At 73.0% G+C, this 15,777-nt stretch carries 14 protein-coding genes; 9 read left to right on the top strand and 5 right to left on the bottom strand.

Features of this window, described 5'->3' with window-relative positions:
* Positions 1 to 65: 65 nt before the first annotated feature.
* Entirely contained in the window at positions 66 to 560 is a 495-nt protein-coding gene (locus ACTWNK_RS21785; RefSeq protein WP_474306301.1) for an FBP domain-containing protein, read from the top strand.
* Here ACTWNK_RS21785 and ACTWNK_RS21780 read toward each other — a convergent pair.
* Positions 557 to 1,834: an ankyrin repeat domain-containing protein gene (locus ACTWNK_RS21780; RefSeq protein ID WP_474306300.1), complete on the bottom strand. Its 1,278-nt coding sequence runs from the start codon at positions 1,832 to 1,834 to the stop codon at positions 557 to 559. The two genes, ACTWNK_RS21785 and ACTWNK_RS21780, sit on opposite strands and share 4 nt — an antisense overlap.
* Before the next feature lie 387 nt (positions 1,835 to 2,221).
* On the opposite strand from ACTWNK_RS21780, the gene ACTWNK_RS21775 reads away from it, so the two are divergent.
* Entirely contained in the window at positions 2,222 to 3,721 is a 1,500-nt protein-coding gene (locus ACTWNK_RS21775) for an amidohydrolase family protein (protein ID WP_474306299.1), read from the top strand.
* Positions 3,722 to 3,766: 45 nt separating this feature from the next.
* On the opposite strand, the gene ACTWNK_RS21770 is transcribed toward ACTWNK_RS21775, so the two are convergent.
* Positions 3,767 to 5,104 (bottom strand): serine hydrolase domain-containing protein, encoded by a 1,338-nt coding sequence (locus ACTWNK_RS21770; protein WP_474306298.1) that lies wholly within the window; start codon positions 5,102 to 5,104, stop codon positions 3,767 to 3,769.
* A 36-nt stretch (positions 5,105 to 5,140) separates the two neighbouring features.
* A complete protein-coding gene (locus tag ACTWNK_RS21765; protein ID WP_474306297.1) occupies positions 5,141 to 5,923 on the bottom strand; it encodes an AbiTii domain-containing protein in 783 nt (260 codons plus the stop codon).
* A 132-nt stretch (positions 5,924 to 6,055) separates the two neighbouring features.
* Between ACTWNK_RS21765 and recD2 the strand changes: the two genes are divergently transcribed.
* Both recD2 and ACTWNK_RS21755 read left to right on the top strand, forming a co-directional pair.
* Positions 6,056 to 8,284: an SF1B family DNA helicase RecD2 gene (gene recD2, locus ACTWNK_RS21760; protein ID WP_474306296.1), complete on the top strand. Its 2,229-nt coding sequence runs from the start codon at positions 6,056 to 6,058 to the stop codon at positions 8,282 to 8,284.
* A 131-nt stretch (positions 8,285 to 8,415) separates the two neighbouring features.
* Entirely contained in the window at positions 8,416 to 9,600 is a 1,185-nt protein-coding gene (locus tag ACTWNK_RS21755; protein ID WP_474306295.1) for a L,D-transpeptidase, read from the top strand.
* Positions 9,601 to 9,615: 15 nt separating this feature from the next.
* Here the strand turns inward: ACTWNK_RS21755 and ACTWNK_RS21750 are convergent, their stop codons facing one another.
* A complete protein-coding gene (locus ACTWNK_RS21750; protein ID WP_474306294.1) occupies positions 9,616 to 10,881 on the bottom strand; it encodes a hypothetical protein in 1,266 nt (421 codons plus the stop codon).
* Positions 10,882 to 10,972: 91 nt separating this feature from the next.
* A complete protein-coding gene (locus ACTWNK_RS21745) occupies positions 10,973 to 11,773 on the bottom strand; it encodes an SDR family NAD(P)-dependent oxidoreductase (RefSeq protein WP_474306292.1) in 801 nt (266 codons plus the stop codon).
* Between the two features lie 88 nt (positions 11,774 to 11,861).
* Here ACTWNK_RS21745 and ACTWNK_RS21740 point away from each other — a divergent pair, with 88 nt between their 5' ends.
* From ACTWNK_RS21740 to ACTWNK_RS21720, 5 genes are all read left to right on the top strand, one after another.
* Positions 11,862 to 12,440, top strand: a complete 579-nt coding sequence (locus tag ACTWNK_RS21740; RefSeq protein WP_474306290.1) for a TetR/AcrR family transcriptional regulator — start codon at positions 11,862 to 11,864, stop codon at positions 12,438 to 12,440.
* 175 nt (positions 12,441 to 12,615) lie between these two features.
* The gene (locus tag ACTWNK_RS21735; protein WP_474306289.1) at positions 12,616 to 12,918 is read left to right on the top strand and encodes an ArsR/SmtB family transcription factor; all 303 of its coding nucleotides are present in this window, start codon (positions 12,616 to 12,618) and stop codon (positions 12,916 to 12,918) included.
* Positions 12,915 to 13,436, top strand: a complete 522-nt coding sequence (locus tag ACTWNK_RS21730; protein WP_474306287.1) for an SRPBCC domain-containing protein — start codon at positions 12,915 to 12,917, stop codon at positions 13,434 to 13,436. Before ACTWNK_RS21735 ends, ACTWNK_RS21730 begins: the two co-directional genes overlap by 4 nt.
* 142 nt (positions 13,437 to 13,578) lie before the next feature.
* Entirely contained in the window at positions 13,579 to 13,740 is a 162-nt protein-coding gene (locus tag ACTWNK_RS21725) for a hypothetical protein (RefSeq protein ID WP_474306285.1), read from the top strand.
* Between the two features lie 291 nt (positions 13,741 to 14,031).
* Positions 14,032 to 15,510, top strand: coding sequence for an MFS transporter (locus ACTWNK_RS21720; RefSeq protein ID WP_474306283.1), 1,479 nt, complete (start codon positions 14,032 to 14,034; stop codon positions 15,508 to 15,510).
* Positions 15,511 to 15,777: the final 267 nt, after the last annotated feature.

The raw sequence follows: 15,777 nt of genomic DNA, 5'->3' as shown, positions 1-15,777 counted from the left end.
ACACGTTCTGCCTAGGGGGTTTAAGCATTTGCGTGCTGGCTCTAGGGAAAGCTAGCGTCGGCTTCATGAAAGAGGTCAGCGAGCGCGACATCCGCGCATCCTTCGTCAACTGCACCAAGGGGGAGGCCAAACGCCTGGCCGTCCCCAGGGACCTGGCCACCAGGCCCTGGGCCGACCTCGACTTCCTCGGCTGGCGCGACCCCGCCTCGCCCGAGCGCGCCTACCTGGTCGCCGAGACCGGCGAGGACCTGGTCGGGGTGGCGCTGCGCCGGGCGGCGCCGGGCGCCGGACACGTGCGGCGCAGCATGTGCTCGTTGTGCCTGACCATGCACACCGGCGACGGCGTCTCGCTGCTGAGCGCACGCCGGGCCGGGCGCACCGGCCAGCAGGGCAACTCGGTCGGCGCCTACATCTGCACCGATCTGGCCTGCTCACTGTACCTGCGCGGCAAGAAGGAGGTCGGCCCCGGCGGGCGCCTGCACGAGTCGCTCACCCTGGAGGAGCTCATCGGCAGGACCGAGGCCAACCTGGCGGGCTTCCTGGCGAAGGTCGTGGGCTAGCGGGCGGTCAGCAGCGCGTCGACGTCGGCGTCGCCGGTCGGCGGGCCGAGCCGGGTGGGCGCGCCCGCCCGCAGCAGGATCGCCACGACGGCCGGGTAGTCGCCGTCCTCGGCCCGGTTGTTGGCCAGGCCCCACAGGGCGCAGTCCAGCGGGGTCGGCCCCTCCTCGTCGAAGGCGCGGTCCGCCACATCGGCGCCGCGCTCGACGAGCAGCCGCACGGTGTCGGCGCGGCCGTGCATGGCGGCCTGCTCCAGGGGGGTGAAGTCGCTCCACCCGCGCGTGTCGACCCCGGCCCCGGCCTCGATCAGAGCGGCCACCACCTCGGTACGGCCGAGCAGGGCGAACTGCCCGAGAATCCAGCCGAAGTCGTGGTCGTCCTGGCCGATGCCGAGCGCGGGAGGCGGCGCGAGCGGCAGCCGGGTGCTCCTGCCCTGGGCGACGGCCAGCACCGCGGCGTCGACCGGATCGAGGTCGGCGCGTGCGCCGTGGGCCAGCAGCAGGTCGTAGGCGGCCAGGTGCCCGCAGCGCGCGGCCAGCGCCAGGGGCCTGCGGCCGACGTCCCAGCGGTCCCACGGCAGGTTCACGTCGCTGCCCGCCCGCAGCAGCATGCCGAGGATGGCCGTGCCCCGGCCCCTGGCGATGGCGTGGTGCAGGGCGCGGCAGGCGTTGACGTCGACGCCGTGCTCCAGGAACCAGGCCAGTCCGGCGGCGTCCTCGAAGTCGAGCTTGTGGGCGACCATGCTCTCGTAGCCGGGCTGGTATAGCAGGTCGAGCAGGGCGCTGCCGCCGTGCTCGCAGGCGTGGTAGAAGGTGTCGGCGTCAGGTGGGGCGCCGTGCTCGATCAGCAGGGCGACCAGGCTGGCGTCGCCGCGCCCCACCGCGGCCGGCAGCGCGTTGCCGTCGGCGTCGCCTTCGCGGGCGTCGGCGCCCGCCCGCAGCAGCAGACCGGCGCAGGCGCGCACGTCGCCGGGCGTGCCGCCCGAGCGGCGTAGCAGGGCCAGCAGCGGCGTCGTCCCGGCGACCGGGGCACGGGCGGCGTGCGGCCCGGCGGCCAGCAGGGCGGCCAGCGCCTGGGCGTCGGCCAGGACGAGCGCCCTTTCCATGCCGCCGAGCGCCTCGGCGCGCACGTGGCGCACCAGCCTGGGCCAGCTGGCGAAGCCGTATGCGCGGGCCAGGTCGTGCTGGGCCGTACTCAGCGGCACGGCCTGGGCGCGGGCCCCCGCTTTGGCTTGTTTGCGCAGGTGCTCCAGCGACAGGCGCCGCCCGTCCGGCATTGGCCGCGCGGCAGGCTCGGGATGGGATGGTGATGCGGTCATGGCGAACCCCCGTCTGCCCGTGTCCGCGCGTGCGGGCCGAGGTCCGTCGGCCGTCAGCCAGGTGTCACGACCGGTGGGATGATCCCTGCCCCGCGGACCGGGTGCGCCCGGCGACGCCACTTCCCCCACCTTACCGGCCTGTTCGCGCCGTGACGTGCCCGCCTCCCGCCGGGGGCGCGCCCCTCCCGGGACGGCGCGGACGCCTCCGGAGGTGGGCCCTCGCCGGATGCCGTGCTCCGCCGGGCGCGCGACGGCTTGCGGAGCGTTTCGCTCCGGCGTAGTGTTCCGGACGTAACGGAGTGATCTACTCCGATTGGTCGTGCTGGTTCGAGGAGTGAGTTGTCCATGCCTGTCGGTCCCTCCCGTCGTGAGTTCATGAGCGTGCTGGCCCTGGCCGCGGCCGCCTCGGCCGTCCCCCTGGCCGCCTCCGCCGAGGGCCGCCCGCGCCACCAGGTGAACGTGCTGCGCGGCGCCACCGTGATCGACGGCCTCGGCGGCCCACCCCTGACCGGCGCGAGCGTCGTCCTGGCGGGCGAGCGCATCGCCTGGGTCGGCCGGGACGCCCAGGCCCCGCACCTGCCCGGCGCGAACGTCCTCGACCTGCGCGGCAAGCACGTCATCGCCGGACTGTGGGACATGCACGCCCATACCGAGATGGACAAGCTCGACCTGTACCTGCCGCTGTACCTGGCCAACGGCGTGACCGGCATCAGGGAGATGTGGGGCACGCCGGACCGTTTCGACCTGAGGCGCAGCCTGGAGGCGGGGCGGGTCGCCGGGCCCAGGATGGTGCTGGCGGGCAATATCGTCGACGGCCCCGACTCCTTCCTCGGCGCCTTCCCCATCCGTACGGTCGCCACGCCGCAGCAGGCCCGCGAAGCCGTACGGGAGAGTGCCGGGGCGGGGGCCGACCTGGTCAAGGTGTACTCGCTGCTGCCCGCCGGGCTGTTCGAGGCGTTGGCGGGTGAGGCGCGGCGGCTGGGGCTGGCCGTGGCGGGGCATCTGCCCGACCTGGTGGCGATGGGGCAGGCGGCGGCGCTGGGGCAGCGCAGTGTGGAGCATCTGTTCGGGACGTTCTTCGCGACCTCACGGCACGAGCAGGCGATCCGCGCCCGGCTGGCGAGCACCACGATCGCGAGCAAGGGCGGCGCCTACCCGTGGTTCCAGTGGACCCGCGATCTGGAGCGCCAGGCGGTGGCCGACTACGACGAGCGTACGGCCGGGCGCCTGTTCGCCACGCTGAGGCGGCACGGCACCTGGCACTGCCCCACCCTCACCGCGACCCGGGTGACGGCCTTTCCCGCCGGCACCTTCCGTGGCGACGAGCGGCTGAAGTACCTGCCGCCGGGCACGGAGGACTACTGGCAGGCCGATCTCGGCGCGCCCGTGACGCCGCAGGAGATCGCCGACCAGCGCGCCTACTTCGAGGCCAGGCTGCGCGTCGTCGGCGCGATGGGCGAGGCCGGGGTCGGCGTGCTGGCCGGCACCGACAGCAACCAGCCCTACGTCTTCCCCGGCTTCGGCCTGCACGACGAACTGGAACTGCTGGTGCGCTCGGGCCTGAGCCCGATGCGCGCCCTGCAGAGCGCCACCTCGGACGCCGCGCGCCACGCGGGCCGCGCCCACGACAGCGGCACGGTCACCGCGGGCCGCCTGGCCGACCTGGTCGTCCTGGACGCCGACCCGCTGCGCGACATCCGCAACACCACCAGGATCCACACGGTCGTCACCCGGGGCAGGCTGATCTCCCCGGCCGAACGCCGGGCGATGCTCGCCGCCGTCGAGGCCGCCGCGGCCACCCACCCCCGGCCGCTCGCCTCCGCCGCCCGCGCCCGCTGCTGCTGAACGCGCCCACCGCCACCGGGACAGGCCGGGCGACGAACTACCCCTTCACCCCTGCCAGCCGCCCTCGTGCACCCCGCCGGGCACCGGGTCGCCCGGCCCGTACGGCTCGCGGGTGAAGACGAAGGTGTTGAGGTCGAGGTGGTCCTCGTGCACCCGCAGCGTCTCCCCGGCGTAGTAGCCGTCCAGCCCGAGCCAGGTGCCGTCGGCCTGCGCGGCGAACCTGGAGGCGCGCCCCGGCCCGGTGGCGGGCGTCAGCGACAGGCCGCGCTCGGGCAGCACCCGCAGCAGGTACGGCGCGGGCCCCCAGTGCCACAGCCCGGTCAGCGCCAGCAGGCCCGCCTCGACCGGCGCGGGCCGCCACTCGGCAGGCAGGCGCGGCTCGTGCTCGGCCATGACGGCCAGCATGTCGCTCAGCAGCGACGAGCGCACCCCGGTGGTGGTGTTGGCCATGAACAGCACCGCCAGGTCCTCGGCCGGGTCGGCCCACACCGTGGCCAGGAAGCCGGGCATGGACCCGGTGTGACCGGCCAGCCTGCGCCCGGCCTCACGCTTGAGCTGCAGCCCCAGGCCGTGCCCCGACACCCAGGCGTCGCCGTCGTCGACGATCGCGGGCTCGCGCATCTCGGCCAGGCTCTCGGCGCCGAGCACGCCGCCGGTGTGCCCGGCCAGGAAGGCGCCCCAGCGGGCCAGGTCGGTGGCGCTCGACCACATCTGCCCGGCGGGCGCCATCGCGACGGCGTCGTGCTCGGGCTCGGGCAGCAGCACGTCGGCGAAGGGATGCACGGCGTAGCCGGTGGCATGCGGTGCGCGCGGGCGCGTGGTGGTCTCGCCCATGCCGAGCGGCAGCAGGATCTCCTCGTGCACGGCCTCGGCCCAGCCCCGGCCGCGCAGCCTGGCCACGACCTCGCCGAGCAGGCCGTAGCCGAGATTGGTGTAGTGGAAGCGCCGTCCCGGCCGGTGGCGCGCGTGCTCGGGACCCAGCCGCCCGATGAGCTCCTCGATCGGCAGGCCGGGCGTGCGCTCCCACCAGGCGGTGGGCGGCTCGGCGGTCAGCCCGCCCGAGTGCGCCAGCAGCTGCGCGATCGTCACCTCGCCGAACGGCGTGCCCGGCACGTGCTTGTCCAGGGGGTCGAGCAGGTCGAGCAGGCCCTCGTCGCGCAGGCGCATGACGAGCACGGCGATGAACGTCTTGGTGATCGACCCGATGCGGTACTGCGTCGAGGGGGTCGGCGTCGCGCCCTCCACCTGCCCGCGCGCCCCGAACCAGGCCGTACGGCCCTCGCGCACGATCGCGGCCGTCAGCGACGGCACCCTGGACTCGGACTGCTCGACGGCCAGCCTGCGCAGCAGCGCACGCGCGGCGGCCTCACCCACCTGACTCATGGGCCCCAAGGTTAGCGCCCGCCCGCGCCCGGGCGCTCACGGCCAGGGCGCGGGCCAGTGCAGCCACTGCCCGAGCCCGGCGTAGGCGCCCGCGGCGGCGACGAGGAAGCCCAGCACCCACCCGAGCAGCGCCCACCCGCGCGAGCCGGCCTCGCCGCCGACGACGGTGCGGCTGCTGCTCACGGACGCGCCGCCGTGGTTGAGGTGCACGGTCGAACCGGAGGCGGCGCTCACCACCAGCGGCGCCCCCTCGCCCACGGCCGCCGCCGCGCCCAGGTGCCCGGGACCTGCGCCCAGGAGGTCGGAGACCGCCTGGGCGAGCATGGCCCGCATGCGCCCCACGGCCACCCCGTACGTCACAGGCGCCACCCCCATCAGCAGATAGCCGACCCGCTCGTTGTAGGCGATGCTGCCGTTGCTGCGGGCGTTCCTGGTCAGCTGCTCCATCCACGACCTGTCCGCGCTCAGCGGGTGCACCAGGAACGTCGGTCCCGGGGCGGCGGCCAGCGCCTCCAGCTCGTGCATCGGCTGATACAGGTAGACGATGTTGTCCACCCCTTCGCACACGCCGCCGAGCAGCTGCCGCGGCGGCGGCGCGAGTGCGTCACCGCCTCCGCCCGCCCATGGGACGCAGGCCACGTGCAGCACCGAATTGACTACACGGTAGACCGGCACGCGCCCCGGCGGGTGTCCGATGACCTCCTTCCTGGCCCAGTCGCGAAGCCACCCGGAGCGGCCCTTGCCGCTCAACGCCACACACATGAGCAGCACCGCCGACAGCGAGACCGCCGGGTCGTGCACCTTCTGCTCGATCCGCACCAGAAGAGCGTCATCGCGCGTGCTCGAAACGCTACCGTCCGTCACCCCGCCATCATCGCCGAAAACCCGGGCCCGCAGGGCCGTAAGCCTGTCCTACGCTGACCTCGGGCAGATCGGCGAGGAGGGCGGCGGGTGGCGTCGACGGAGCAGGGCCAGACCCCGGGCGCGAGCCTGACCGCAGTGCTGGAACGCATCACCTACGCCAACGAGGAGACCGGCTACACGATCGCCAGGGTCGCCGTCGCACGCGGTGGGGACGAACTGCTGACCGTGGTGGGCCCGCTGCTGGGCGCCCAGCCGGGGGAGTCGCTGCGGATGAGCGGCCGGTGGATGTCGCATCCGCAGTACGGCAGGCAGTTCGAGGTGTGGACGTACGAGACCGTGCTCCCGGCCACCATCCAGGGCATACGCCGATACCTGGGCTCGGGCCTGATCAAGGGCATCGGCCCGAGGATGGCCGACCGCATCGTCACGCACTTCGGCACCGACACCCTGGACATCATCGAGACCGCCCCGGGACGGCTGGTGGAGGTGGCGGGCCTCGGCCCCAAGCGCACCAAGCTGATCGCCGCCGCCTGGGCCGAACAGAAGATCATCAAAGAGGTCATGATCTTCCTGCAGGGCGTGGGCGTCTCCACCTCGATCGCGGTGCGCATCTTCAAGCAGTACGGCGAGTCCTCCATCGAGGTCGTCAAGGCCCAGCCGTACAAGCTCGCCGACGACGTCTGGGGCATCGGCTTCAAGACCGCCGACACCATCGCCCAGGCGGTCGGCATCGCCGCCGACAGCCCCGAGCGCGTCAAGGCCGGGCTGCGTTACACGCTCTCGCAGGCCGCCGACGACGGCCACTGCTACCTGCCCGCGCCCAACCTCGTCTCCGACGCCGTCAAGATCCTCCAGGTGGGCGCCGATCTGGTCGCCACCTGCCTGGGCGAACTCGTCGCCGAACAGGGCGTCGTGCGCGAGGACGTCCCGGCGGGCGAGAACGTCGTGCCCGCGATCTACCTGCTGCCCTTCCACCGGGCCGAGACGTCGCTGGCCTCGGGGCTGCTGTCGCTGCTGTGGTCCAAGGGCGATCGGCTGGGCGCGTTCGGCGACGTCGACTGGGCCAAGGCCGAGCAGTGGCTGCACCGCCGGACCGGCTCGGAACTGGCCCCCGAGCAACGCCAGGCCGTACGGCTGGCGCTGACGCAGAAGGTGGCGGTGCTGACCGGAGGGCCGGGCTGCGGCAAGAGCTTCACCGTGCGCTCCATCGTCACCCTGGCCCGCGCCAAGAAGGCCAAGGTCATCCTGGCCGCCCCGACCGGCCGCGCCGCCAAGCGCCTGTCGGAGCTGACCGGCCACGAGGCCACCACCGTGCACCGGCTGCTGCAGCTGCGCCCCGGCGGCGAGGCCACCTACGACCGCGACAACCCGCTGCAGGCCGACCTCGTGGTCGTCGACGAGGCCTCCATGCTGGACCTGCTGCTGGCCAACAAACTCGTCAAGGCCGTCGCGCCGGGCGCGCACCTGCTGCTGGTCGGCGACGTCGACCAGCTGCCCTCGGTCGGCGCGGGCGAGGTGCTCAAGGACCTGCTGGCCGCCGACGACGTCCCCCGCGTACGGCTGACGCAGATCTTCCGCCAGGCGCAGGAGTCGGGCGTGGTGGTCAACGCCCACCGGGTCAACACCGGCCGCCATCCCGAGCTGGAGGGCATGAAGGACTTCTTCCTCTTCCCGTGCGAGGAGGCCGAGGAGATCGCCGAGCTGACCGTGGACGTCGTCGCCAGGCGCATCCCGCGCCGCTTCGGCCTCGACCCGCGCCGCGACATCCAGGTGCTGGCCCCGATGCACCGCGGCGCCGCCGGGGCGGGCGCGCTCAACATCGCCCTGCAGGAGGCGCTCACCCCCGCACGCGAGGGCCTGCCCGAACGCCGCTACGGCGGGCGCGTCTACCGCATCGGCGACAAGGTCACCCAGCTGCGCAACAACTACGACAAGGGCGCGGCCGGCGTCTTCAACGGCACCGTGGGCGTCGTCACCGACATCAGGCCCGACGACCAGCAGCTGACCGTGCTGACCGACGAGGAGGAGAGCGTCGACTACTCCTTCGACGAACTCGACGAGCTGACCCACGCCTACGCCGTCTCCATCCACCGCTCGCAGGGCAGCGAGTACCCGGCCGTGGTGATCCCGCTGTCGACCGGCGCCTGGATGATGCTGCAGCGCAATCTGCTCTACACCGCCATCACCCGGGCCAAGAAACTGGTAGTGATCGTCGGGTCGCGGCGGGCGCTGGCGCAGGCCGTACGGACCAAGGGGGCGGGGCGGCGCCATACCGGTCTGACGCATCGTCTCGCCCAGCGCTTGGCACGTTCTTGACCCTCACTTGACGTGCAATTGAATCCTGCGAGTGACCGAAACGTGACCGAACTCTCCCAAATGATGTGACGTCTAAAGGGAAAGGCCATTAGGGTTTTTGGGTGCAGTTTGCTGCGGTGGGGGAGAGAACAGTGTTGAGCGTTGGACCAGGTTGGAAGCGGCCGGCGGCGGGCATCGCGCTCGCCCTCGCGGCCACCGTGACGGCGGCGTGCTCGGGAGGCCAGGCGGCCACCGGCGCCCAGGGGCAGGAGGCGGAGCAGACGACGAGCGCCGCGCCCGCGCCCACGATCAAGATCAGTCCGGCCCAGGGCGGCGCCAAGGTCAAGCCCGGCAAGAAGGTCGTGGTCACCGCCACGGGCGGCGCGCTGGACGAGGTCGTGGTGCAGGGCAAGGACGGCCCCCTTGAGGGCTCCTTCGACGCCGCGCGCTCCAAGTGGGTCTCCAAGGTGACGCTCAAGCCCGCCAGCGCCTACACCGTGACGGCCAAGGCGGGCGCCACCACGCAGACCAGCCGTTTCACCACCGTGAAGCCGGATGTGGAGCTGGCCGTGGTGGACGTGACGCCCAACCGCAAGGGGGAGAAGGTCGGCGTGGGGGCGCCGATCATCGTCACCTTCAACAACGCGGTGACCGACAAGAAGGCCGTGGAACGTGCCCTTGAGGTCGAGGCCGAAAAGCCGGTCGACGGCGCGTGGCGCTGGGTGGCCGACAACAAGGTCATCTACCGCACCGCCAAGTACTGGCCCGCCCACCAGGACGTCACCTTCACCGCCCGCCTGGACGGCGTGCAGGGCGGCAAGGGCATGTACGGCGTCAAGGACTACGAGACCGTCATCGCGATCGGCGCCCGCCAGATCAGCACGCTCGACACCCGCAAGAAGGTCATGTACGTCAGGCGTGACGGCAAGCTGGTGCAGACCATGAAGGTCAGCGCCGGGATGGCCACCACGCGCGAGTACACCACCACCTCGGGCGTGCACCTGACGATGGAGGCGGTCAACCCGGTGTGGATGGAGTCGCCCGGCCGCAAGAAGGGCGACCCCGGCTACTACAAGGTGCTCATCAACCACGCGGTGCGCATCTCCAACTCCGGCGAGTACGTCCACGCCAAGAACAACGTGTGGGCCCAGGGCGTGCGCAACGTCAGCCACGGCTGCATCAACTCCCGCCCCGACCAGGCCAAGTGGTTCTACTCCAACTCCCAGCGCGGCGACATCGTCGACATCAAGGGCACCGACCGCGAGCTGGAGTGGGACAACGGCTGGGGGTACTGGCAGATGTCGTTCGCCAAGTGGAAGCAGGGCTCGGCCCTCTGACCGGCACGGGCCCGCCTACCCGCGGGCCTCGCGGCGTTCGCGTTCGCGCCAGGTGGCCCGCAGGTGGGCCAGCTTTTCGGCGGCCACCTCGTCCAGGGCCCGGCGGCGCTCCCGGTCCTCCTCCCACACCGCCTCCGCGCACAACGCGCGGGCGGCCTCGTGCGGCTCGGCGTCGCGCACCACGTACCAGACGGTGTCGAAGTCGCCCCGCCGGTCGTGGTCGGGGCGCAGGATCGTCACCAGGCCGGAGACCAGGAGCTGGCGGGTCCACGGGTTGCGGGCCAGCACCTGCCGCTCCACCGTGAGCGCGCCGCCGTGGGGTTCGCCGCCGAGCAGGTCGTCCACCCACTGCCACACCCGGCGCGTGCTCCCCGCCGGCGCGTGCGCGTTGCCCCGACCCACCAGCGGCACCGAGTAGGTGTGCGCGCCGTCGCGGCACAGCTCCTTGGCGATGCGCTCGCCGTCGGCCAGCCCCCGTAGCGTCTCCTCGTCGAGCGGGTTGCCCGGGGGGTGGCAGTGGCGCTCCCGCTCGGCGGCGTAGCGGTCGAGCAGCACGTCCTGGTAGCGGCCCGCCCGCGCCCGGGCCGGGATGCAGGTGGCCGGGGTGAGGTCGGCGCCGTCCTCGACGTCGATCCCGTGCCCGCGCAGCAGCGCGTGCACGGTGAGCCCCGCCTCCCGCGCCCGCTCGCTCATCGTGCGCAGCCACCCGTCGAAGGTGTCCAGACCGGGGCCGGTCCGCAGCGACGCCCAGTCCTCGCAGGCCGACACCGGCACCGCCACCTGCCGCGCGGCCGGGACCTGCTCGCCCTGGCCGGGCTCGAGGTCGATCGAGTAGTACATGACAGCGGGGGCGAAGTACGGGAACGGCTTGGCGTGCTGGAGGGGGTCGAAGACGTCGCGGATCGGCCAGAACCGCAGCAGCCACGTCTCGTCGCACTCGCCGGTGCCGTGCCCGTCGCCCGGCCGCGGCTCGCGCAGGTACAGCCGCAGGCCGTACTCGAAGTGCGGCGGGCCGATCAGGAAGTCGTGGCTGCGGCCGTCCATCATGGTCACGACGGACACGACGCCGCTCCCGGCCACGAACGTCGCCGACTCGAACGGCGTCCAGCACTCCTGCGCTGGCCCCGGCTCTGCGTCCCAGGACTCCAGGCGCAGGGCGGCGTTGAAGTGGTAGATCTCCTCGGTGGGGGAGCTCCATCCGGCCAGGTCGGTGTCCTCCAGTCCGAACGTGTTGTACTGGACGTAGACCTCGTCGTCGAGCCGTCGCAGCAGGTTCGCCATGTCGTGTCCACGCCTTCGCATCGGTGGGTGATCTTGCGGGCCTGGCGGGAGTATGGCGGGCGGCACCGACAGTCCGGGCGTCGCGTCTCGTTCACACCGTGGGGCCGATCGCCCGCGCGAGCCGGTCGGCGGCCTCCTCCTCGCCCTCGCCCTCTCGCAGGGGCAGGCGCGCGGCGCCCCGGTAGGCGTGCCTGCCCGGGGAGGGGGCGTCGAGGAGGGCGACGACCGGCCGGATCGCCTCCTGCGGGCTGCGGCCGAGCAGGCGGCCCGCGAGCGCCGCGCTCAGCCGCATCACCGGGCCGACCTGCCCGGCGAAACCGGTGCGCACCAGGCGGTCGGGCCCCCACGTCACATAGGTGAGGCCGGGCAGGCGCCGGGTGGCGAGGACGCCGAGCAGTTCGTTGGCGCGCCGCTGCTGGGCGTTGGCGCGCCTGAACGTGAACCGGCGTTGGAGTTCCAGGTCGTCGAGGTCGATGGCGTCCGGCCGTGCGCCCGGCACGGAGGTGTTGACGACGACCGGCCGCCCGGCCCGCTCCAGCAGCGGCGCCAGGCGATCCAGCAGCACGTGCTTGCCCAGGAAGAACAGCGCCCACGACGCCTCGTGCCCCTCGGCGGTCAGGTGCCTGCGCGTGCGGATGTAGGAGGCGGCCAGCACGATCGCGTCCACCCGCTCGTGCCTGGCCAGCAGGTGCTCGGCCAGGCGCCGGTTGTCGGCCAGCAGGGACAGGTCGGCGGCGAAGAACTCCCCCTCGCCCGGGTCGGCCGCGATCAGGGCCTCGTACTTGGCCCGGTCCCTGCCGACCACCGTGACGTGCTCCCCGGCGCGCAGGTAGTGCCGCGCCAGCGCCGCCCCCATCCCGTCGGTGCCCCCGGTGATCACGATCGTCCTCATCGCACGAGCCCCTTCCCTTTGCGGAACGCTTGTTCCGCTTAGGCTAACACCAATCGGAACACAAGTTCCGCATCGATAGGATGGGCGTATGACACCGGACCGGTCGCGGCGCCGCGACGCCGCCGCCAACAGGGAACGCATCCTGGCCGCGGCCGGCGAGGCCTTCCGCCGCTGCGGCATGGCCGTCGACATGCGCGCCGTGGCCGCGGCCGCCGGGGTCGGCATCGGCACCCTCTACCGCAACTTCCCCACCCGCGAGGCCCTCGTCCACGCCGTCACCGGCACCGACCTGGCCGCCCTGTCGACCGCGGGCCTGCCACCCGGCCGCACGGCGCTCGACGCCCTGCGCGCCTTCTTCACCGCGACCCTCGACGCCCTGTCGTCCAACAAGGCCATGTCCGACGTCCTGTCCGCCGGGCAGCCGTCCGACGCCGACCTCCAGCGCTGCCTGACCCACCTCACCGCGATCGGCCAAAGCGCCGTCGACCGCTCCCGCACCGACCACACCCTGGCCCCCGACGTCACCGCCGGCGACATCGCCTACCACCTGCTCGGCCTCATCCGCATCGCCCAACTCCTGCCCCCGGACGACTCTGCCGCCCTTGCCCGCCAGGCCGATCTGGCCGTACGGGGGCTGGCGGCGCGAGGTGAACTTCGGGAGAGGTGAAGGCCGGCCTGTCCGTTTTTGCCGGGGAGCTTCTTTCCCATGCAGGGGCTGCTGTTTGCGTGGTGGTGGGTAGGTCGGGGCTGAGTGCCGTCCAGGGGAGCCGACCGTGAACACCATGACCGTCTGCGACCGGGCCGGCTTGCCCTGTCATATTTCCATCTGGCAATATGTCCGGATGAGCGCTTACGCAGCACTCGCCGAGCCGCACCGCAGGCAGATCCTCGACCTGCTGCGCGAACGCGAACGGCCCGCCGGCGAGCTGGTCGAACGCCTCGATCTCAGCCAGCCCGGCGTCTCCAAGCACCTCAAGGTGCTGCGCGAGGCCGGGCTGGTCGCCGTACGCACCCACGGCAAGCAGCGCGTGTACTCCCTGCGCCCCGGGCCGCTGGCCGAGATCGACCAATGGCTGCAGCCCTACCGCGCCTACTGGTCGGGCCGCCTGGACGCCCTGGAACAACACCTGGAGGACAACCCATGATCCACGGAAGCCTCGAAACCGTAGCGGGCCGCCCGGCCCTGCGCTTCGTACGCGACCTGGCCTTCCCCGTCGAACGCGTGTGGCGGGCGGTCAGCGTGCCCGCCGAGCTGGAGCGCTGGTTCCCCGCCGCCGCCGAGTGGACTCCCGCCGTCGGCGAGAGGTTCGAGGCCGGTGGCGCCTCCGGCGAGGTCACCGAGGTCGACCCGCCGCACCGCCTGGCCTGGACGTTCGCCGGCCAGCTCTACAGCTTCGACCTGGAGCCGCACGGCGAGGACGGCTGCCGCCTGACGTTCGTGCACGTCATCGACGACCTCGGCCTGAGCGCCCAGACGGCCACCGGCTGGGAGGCCTACCTCTCCCGCCTCACCCCCCACCTGCAGGGGCACGCCCTGTCGGAGGAGGCCGCCCACGAGGGATGGGGCCAGACGCACGAGCTGTATGCCGAACGCTTCGGCGTCGACCCCGGCCCCGGCCGGCGCTTCGCGGCCTCGCTGCGCGGGGAGGACGCCCAGGAGTGAGCCCCCTCCCCGCCTGGGGCCGGACGCCATGACCTGGCCGCGCTAACGAGCACGGCCAGGTCGGTGATCTCGTCCTGCGCCGTCCTGACCCGGGCCAGGCAGGCGGGGCGCGCCTCCCCGTCGGGTGTGATCACCGCCAGCCGTGTACACCGTCACCGGGGTCGTCACCCCGGGCCTGTTCACCGGCGACACGGTCGTGCAGACCGTCACCGGGCCCTCGGCCGGGCTCCTGCTGTGCACGCCGGGCCTGGGCACGGTCGCCTCGACCACGTCCCTGGTGACCCTGGCGATCACCTCGCCGTAGCGCAGCGGGGACCGCGACGCCCCCTCGTCCCGGCGATGGACCTAGGTCCAAAGTCGCAGCCCGTACCGACCCGGCGCCCGATGCCGTCGCGGGCCGCCGGGCGGCATAGTCGTTCCCGCGCAGCCAGCGCACGACGCCGACGCGGGGAGGGAGGGGCGATGCGCGGACCCGACGGGCCGAGCCCGAGCGCCGCCCACCCCAGCGCCATGCGGGGATGTGCCAACAAGTGTCCGCCGGTCGCAGTGCAGCCATGACAGGCCACCGGACCGGACACTCACGAAAGGCACACCCATGTCCACACCCCTGCCCCCGGCGCTCAGCCGACGGCCGGGTTGGAGCCTGGCGCTGCTCGCGCTCGGGCATCTGATCATCAGCCTCGACTTCACCATCATCTATGTCGCACTGCCCGACATCGCGACCGATGTCGGCTTCACCCCGCACACCCTGCCCTGGGTGGTCACCGCGTACGCCGTCCTGTACGGCGGCTTCCTGCTGCTCGGCGGGCGGCTGTCGGACCTGGCGGGACGGCGCCGGATGTTCGTCCTGGGCCTGACCCTGTACGGCGTGGCCTCCGTCCTGGGCGGCCTGGCCACCACGCCTGCCGTACTGCTGGGGGCGCGTGCCCTGCAGGGCCTGGCCGGGGCGGTGCTGTTCCCCGCCGTACTGGCCCTGGTCAACACCACGTTCGCCGAGGGCAGGCAGCGCAACCGCGCCCTGACCGTGTGGGCCATGGCGGGCGCGGGCGGCCTCACCGCCGGTTCGCTGGCGGGCGGCGTCCTCACCCAGACCCTCGGCTGGCAGGCCGTCTTCTATGTGAACGTCCCGCTCACCGTCGCCGGCGCCCTGGCCGCCTTCGCCCTGCTGCCCCCCGACGGCCGCGCCACCCGCGGCGGCGTCGACGTCCCCGGCACCCTGACCGGTACGGCGGGCATCACGGCGCTGATCTTCGCGGTCGCGCACGGCTCGGAGGCCGGGTGGGCGCGCGGGGAGGTCGTCGGCTCGGTGCTGGCCGCGCTGGTCCTGCTGGCGGTGTTCCTGCGCCTGCAGGCCCGGGGCCGCACGCCGCTGATGCCGTTGCGGCTGTTTCGCAACCGGGCGCTCAGCGGGGCGGTCGTGGTCATCCTGGTGTTCGGCCTGACGATGCAGGCCGTGCCGTACTTCTTGACCTTGTACTTCCAGGACGTGCTCGGCTTCAGCGCCCTGCAGACCGGCCTGGCCTTCCTCGGGCCCACCCTGTCGATCACGGCGGGCAACTTCCTGAGCGAGCGCCTGATCCACCGTTTCGGCACCCGCGCCACGCTGCTCACCGGGATCGTCGCCAACGCCCTCGGGGCCGTGCTGCTGGCGCCCGGGATGTATGCGCAAGGGTCGGTCCTGACCGTCCTGGGCGGGATCGTGGTCGTCGGGCTGGGGATGGGCATCACCTACGAGGCCATGTGGGTCGCCGCCGGGACCGGCGTCGCGGCGCACGAGCAAGGACTGGCCTCCGGGGTCGCGTCCACGGCGTTGCAGGTGGGCACGGCGGCCGGGCTTGCCGCCCTGGTGGCGGTGGCCAATCGCGACATCGCGGGGGTGTCGGGGGAGGCGTTGCTGGAGGCTTCGACCGGGGGGATGCGGACGGCGTTGTACGTGGCGGGGGGTGTGATGCTGGCGGCCGTGGTGGCGGCGTGGCGGCTGCCGGGGGTGTCGCGGTCGGCGGTGGACGAGGTGGCGGCCGAGAGGGCGGCCGAGAAGGAGACCGAGGGGGAGGTGGTGCGGTCGGAGGGGTGACGGGGTGGTGTGAGCGGTTGGTGTGGGTGGTCGTCGGTCGTCGGTCGTTTCGCTTGGGTGGCGCTTCGGGCGCCGGGGTGGAAGGTCGACGGGCGGCGACCGCCTGGCGGGGGGAGGGGTGCGCGGACGTCGGGTGCGCGGCTGTGCGGGCGTCGGGTGCGCGGGACGGAGGGTTTGGCCCGGGGAACGGAGGGTTCAGGCCGGGGAGCGGTGCGAGGTCCGGTGCAGGAGTCTTCGACCGCGTCCATAGCCGTCCATAGTCGTCCA

This window comes from Nonomuraea sp. IBHARD001, assembly GCF_056106265.1.
Note: the sequence above shows the minus strand (reverse complement) of the source record. Positions and strands in the feature narration are given on the sequence as shown.

Coding starts and splice junctions, on each gene's coding strand:
- ACTWNK_RS21770 (WP_474306298.1), bottom strand. CDS start 5,104: ATGAGTCAGGTGGGTGAGGCCGCCGCGCGTGCGCTGCTGCGCAGGCTG.
- ACTWNK_RS21730 (WP_474306287.1), top strand. CDS start 12,915: ATGATCCACGGAAGCCTCGAAACCGTAGCGGGCCGCCCGGCCCTGCGC.
- ACTWNK_RS21745 (WP_474306292.1), bottom strand. CDS start 11,773: ATGAGGACGATCGTGATCACCGGGGGCACCGACGGGATGGGGGCGGCG.
- ACTWNK_RS21785 (WP_474306301.1), top strand. CDS start 66: ATGAAAGAGGTCAGCGAGCGCGACATCCGCGCATCCTTCGTCAACTGC.
- ACTWNK_RS21740 (WP_474306290.1), top strand. CDS start 11,862: ATGACACCGGACCGGTCGCGGCGCCGCGACGCCGCCGCCAACAGGGAA.
- ACTWNK_RS21735 (WP_474306289.1), top strand. CDS start 12,616: ATGAGCGCTTACGCAGCACTCGCCGAGCCGCACCGCAGGCAGATCCTC.
- ACTWNK_RS21780 (WP_474306300.1), bottom strand. CDS start 1,834: ATGCCGGACGGGCGGCGCCTGTCGCTGGAGCACCTGCGCAAACAAGCC.
- ACTWNK_RS21720 (WP_474306283.1), top strand. CDS start 14,032: ATGTCCACACCCCTGCCCCCGGCGCTCAGCCGACGGCCGGGTTGGAGC.
- ACTWNK_RS21750 (WP_474306294.1), bottom strand. CDS start 10,881: ATGGCGAACCTGCTGCGACGGCTCGACGACGAGGTCTACGTCCAGTAC.
- ACTWNK_RS21775 (WP_474306299.1), top strand. CDS start 2,222: ATGCCTGTCGGTCCCTCCCGTCGTGAGTTCATGAGCGTGCTGGCCCTG.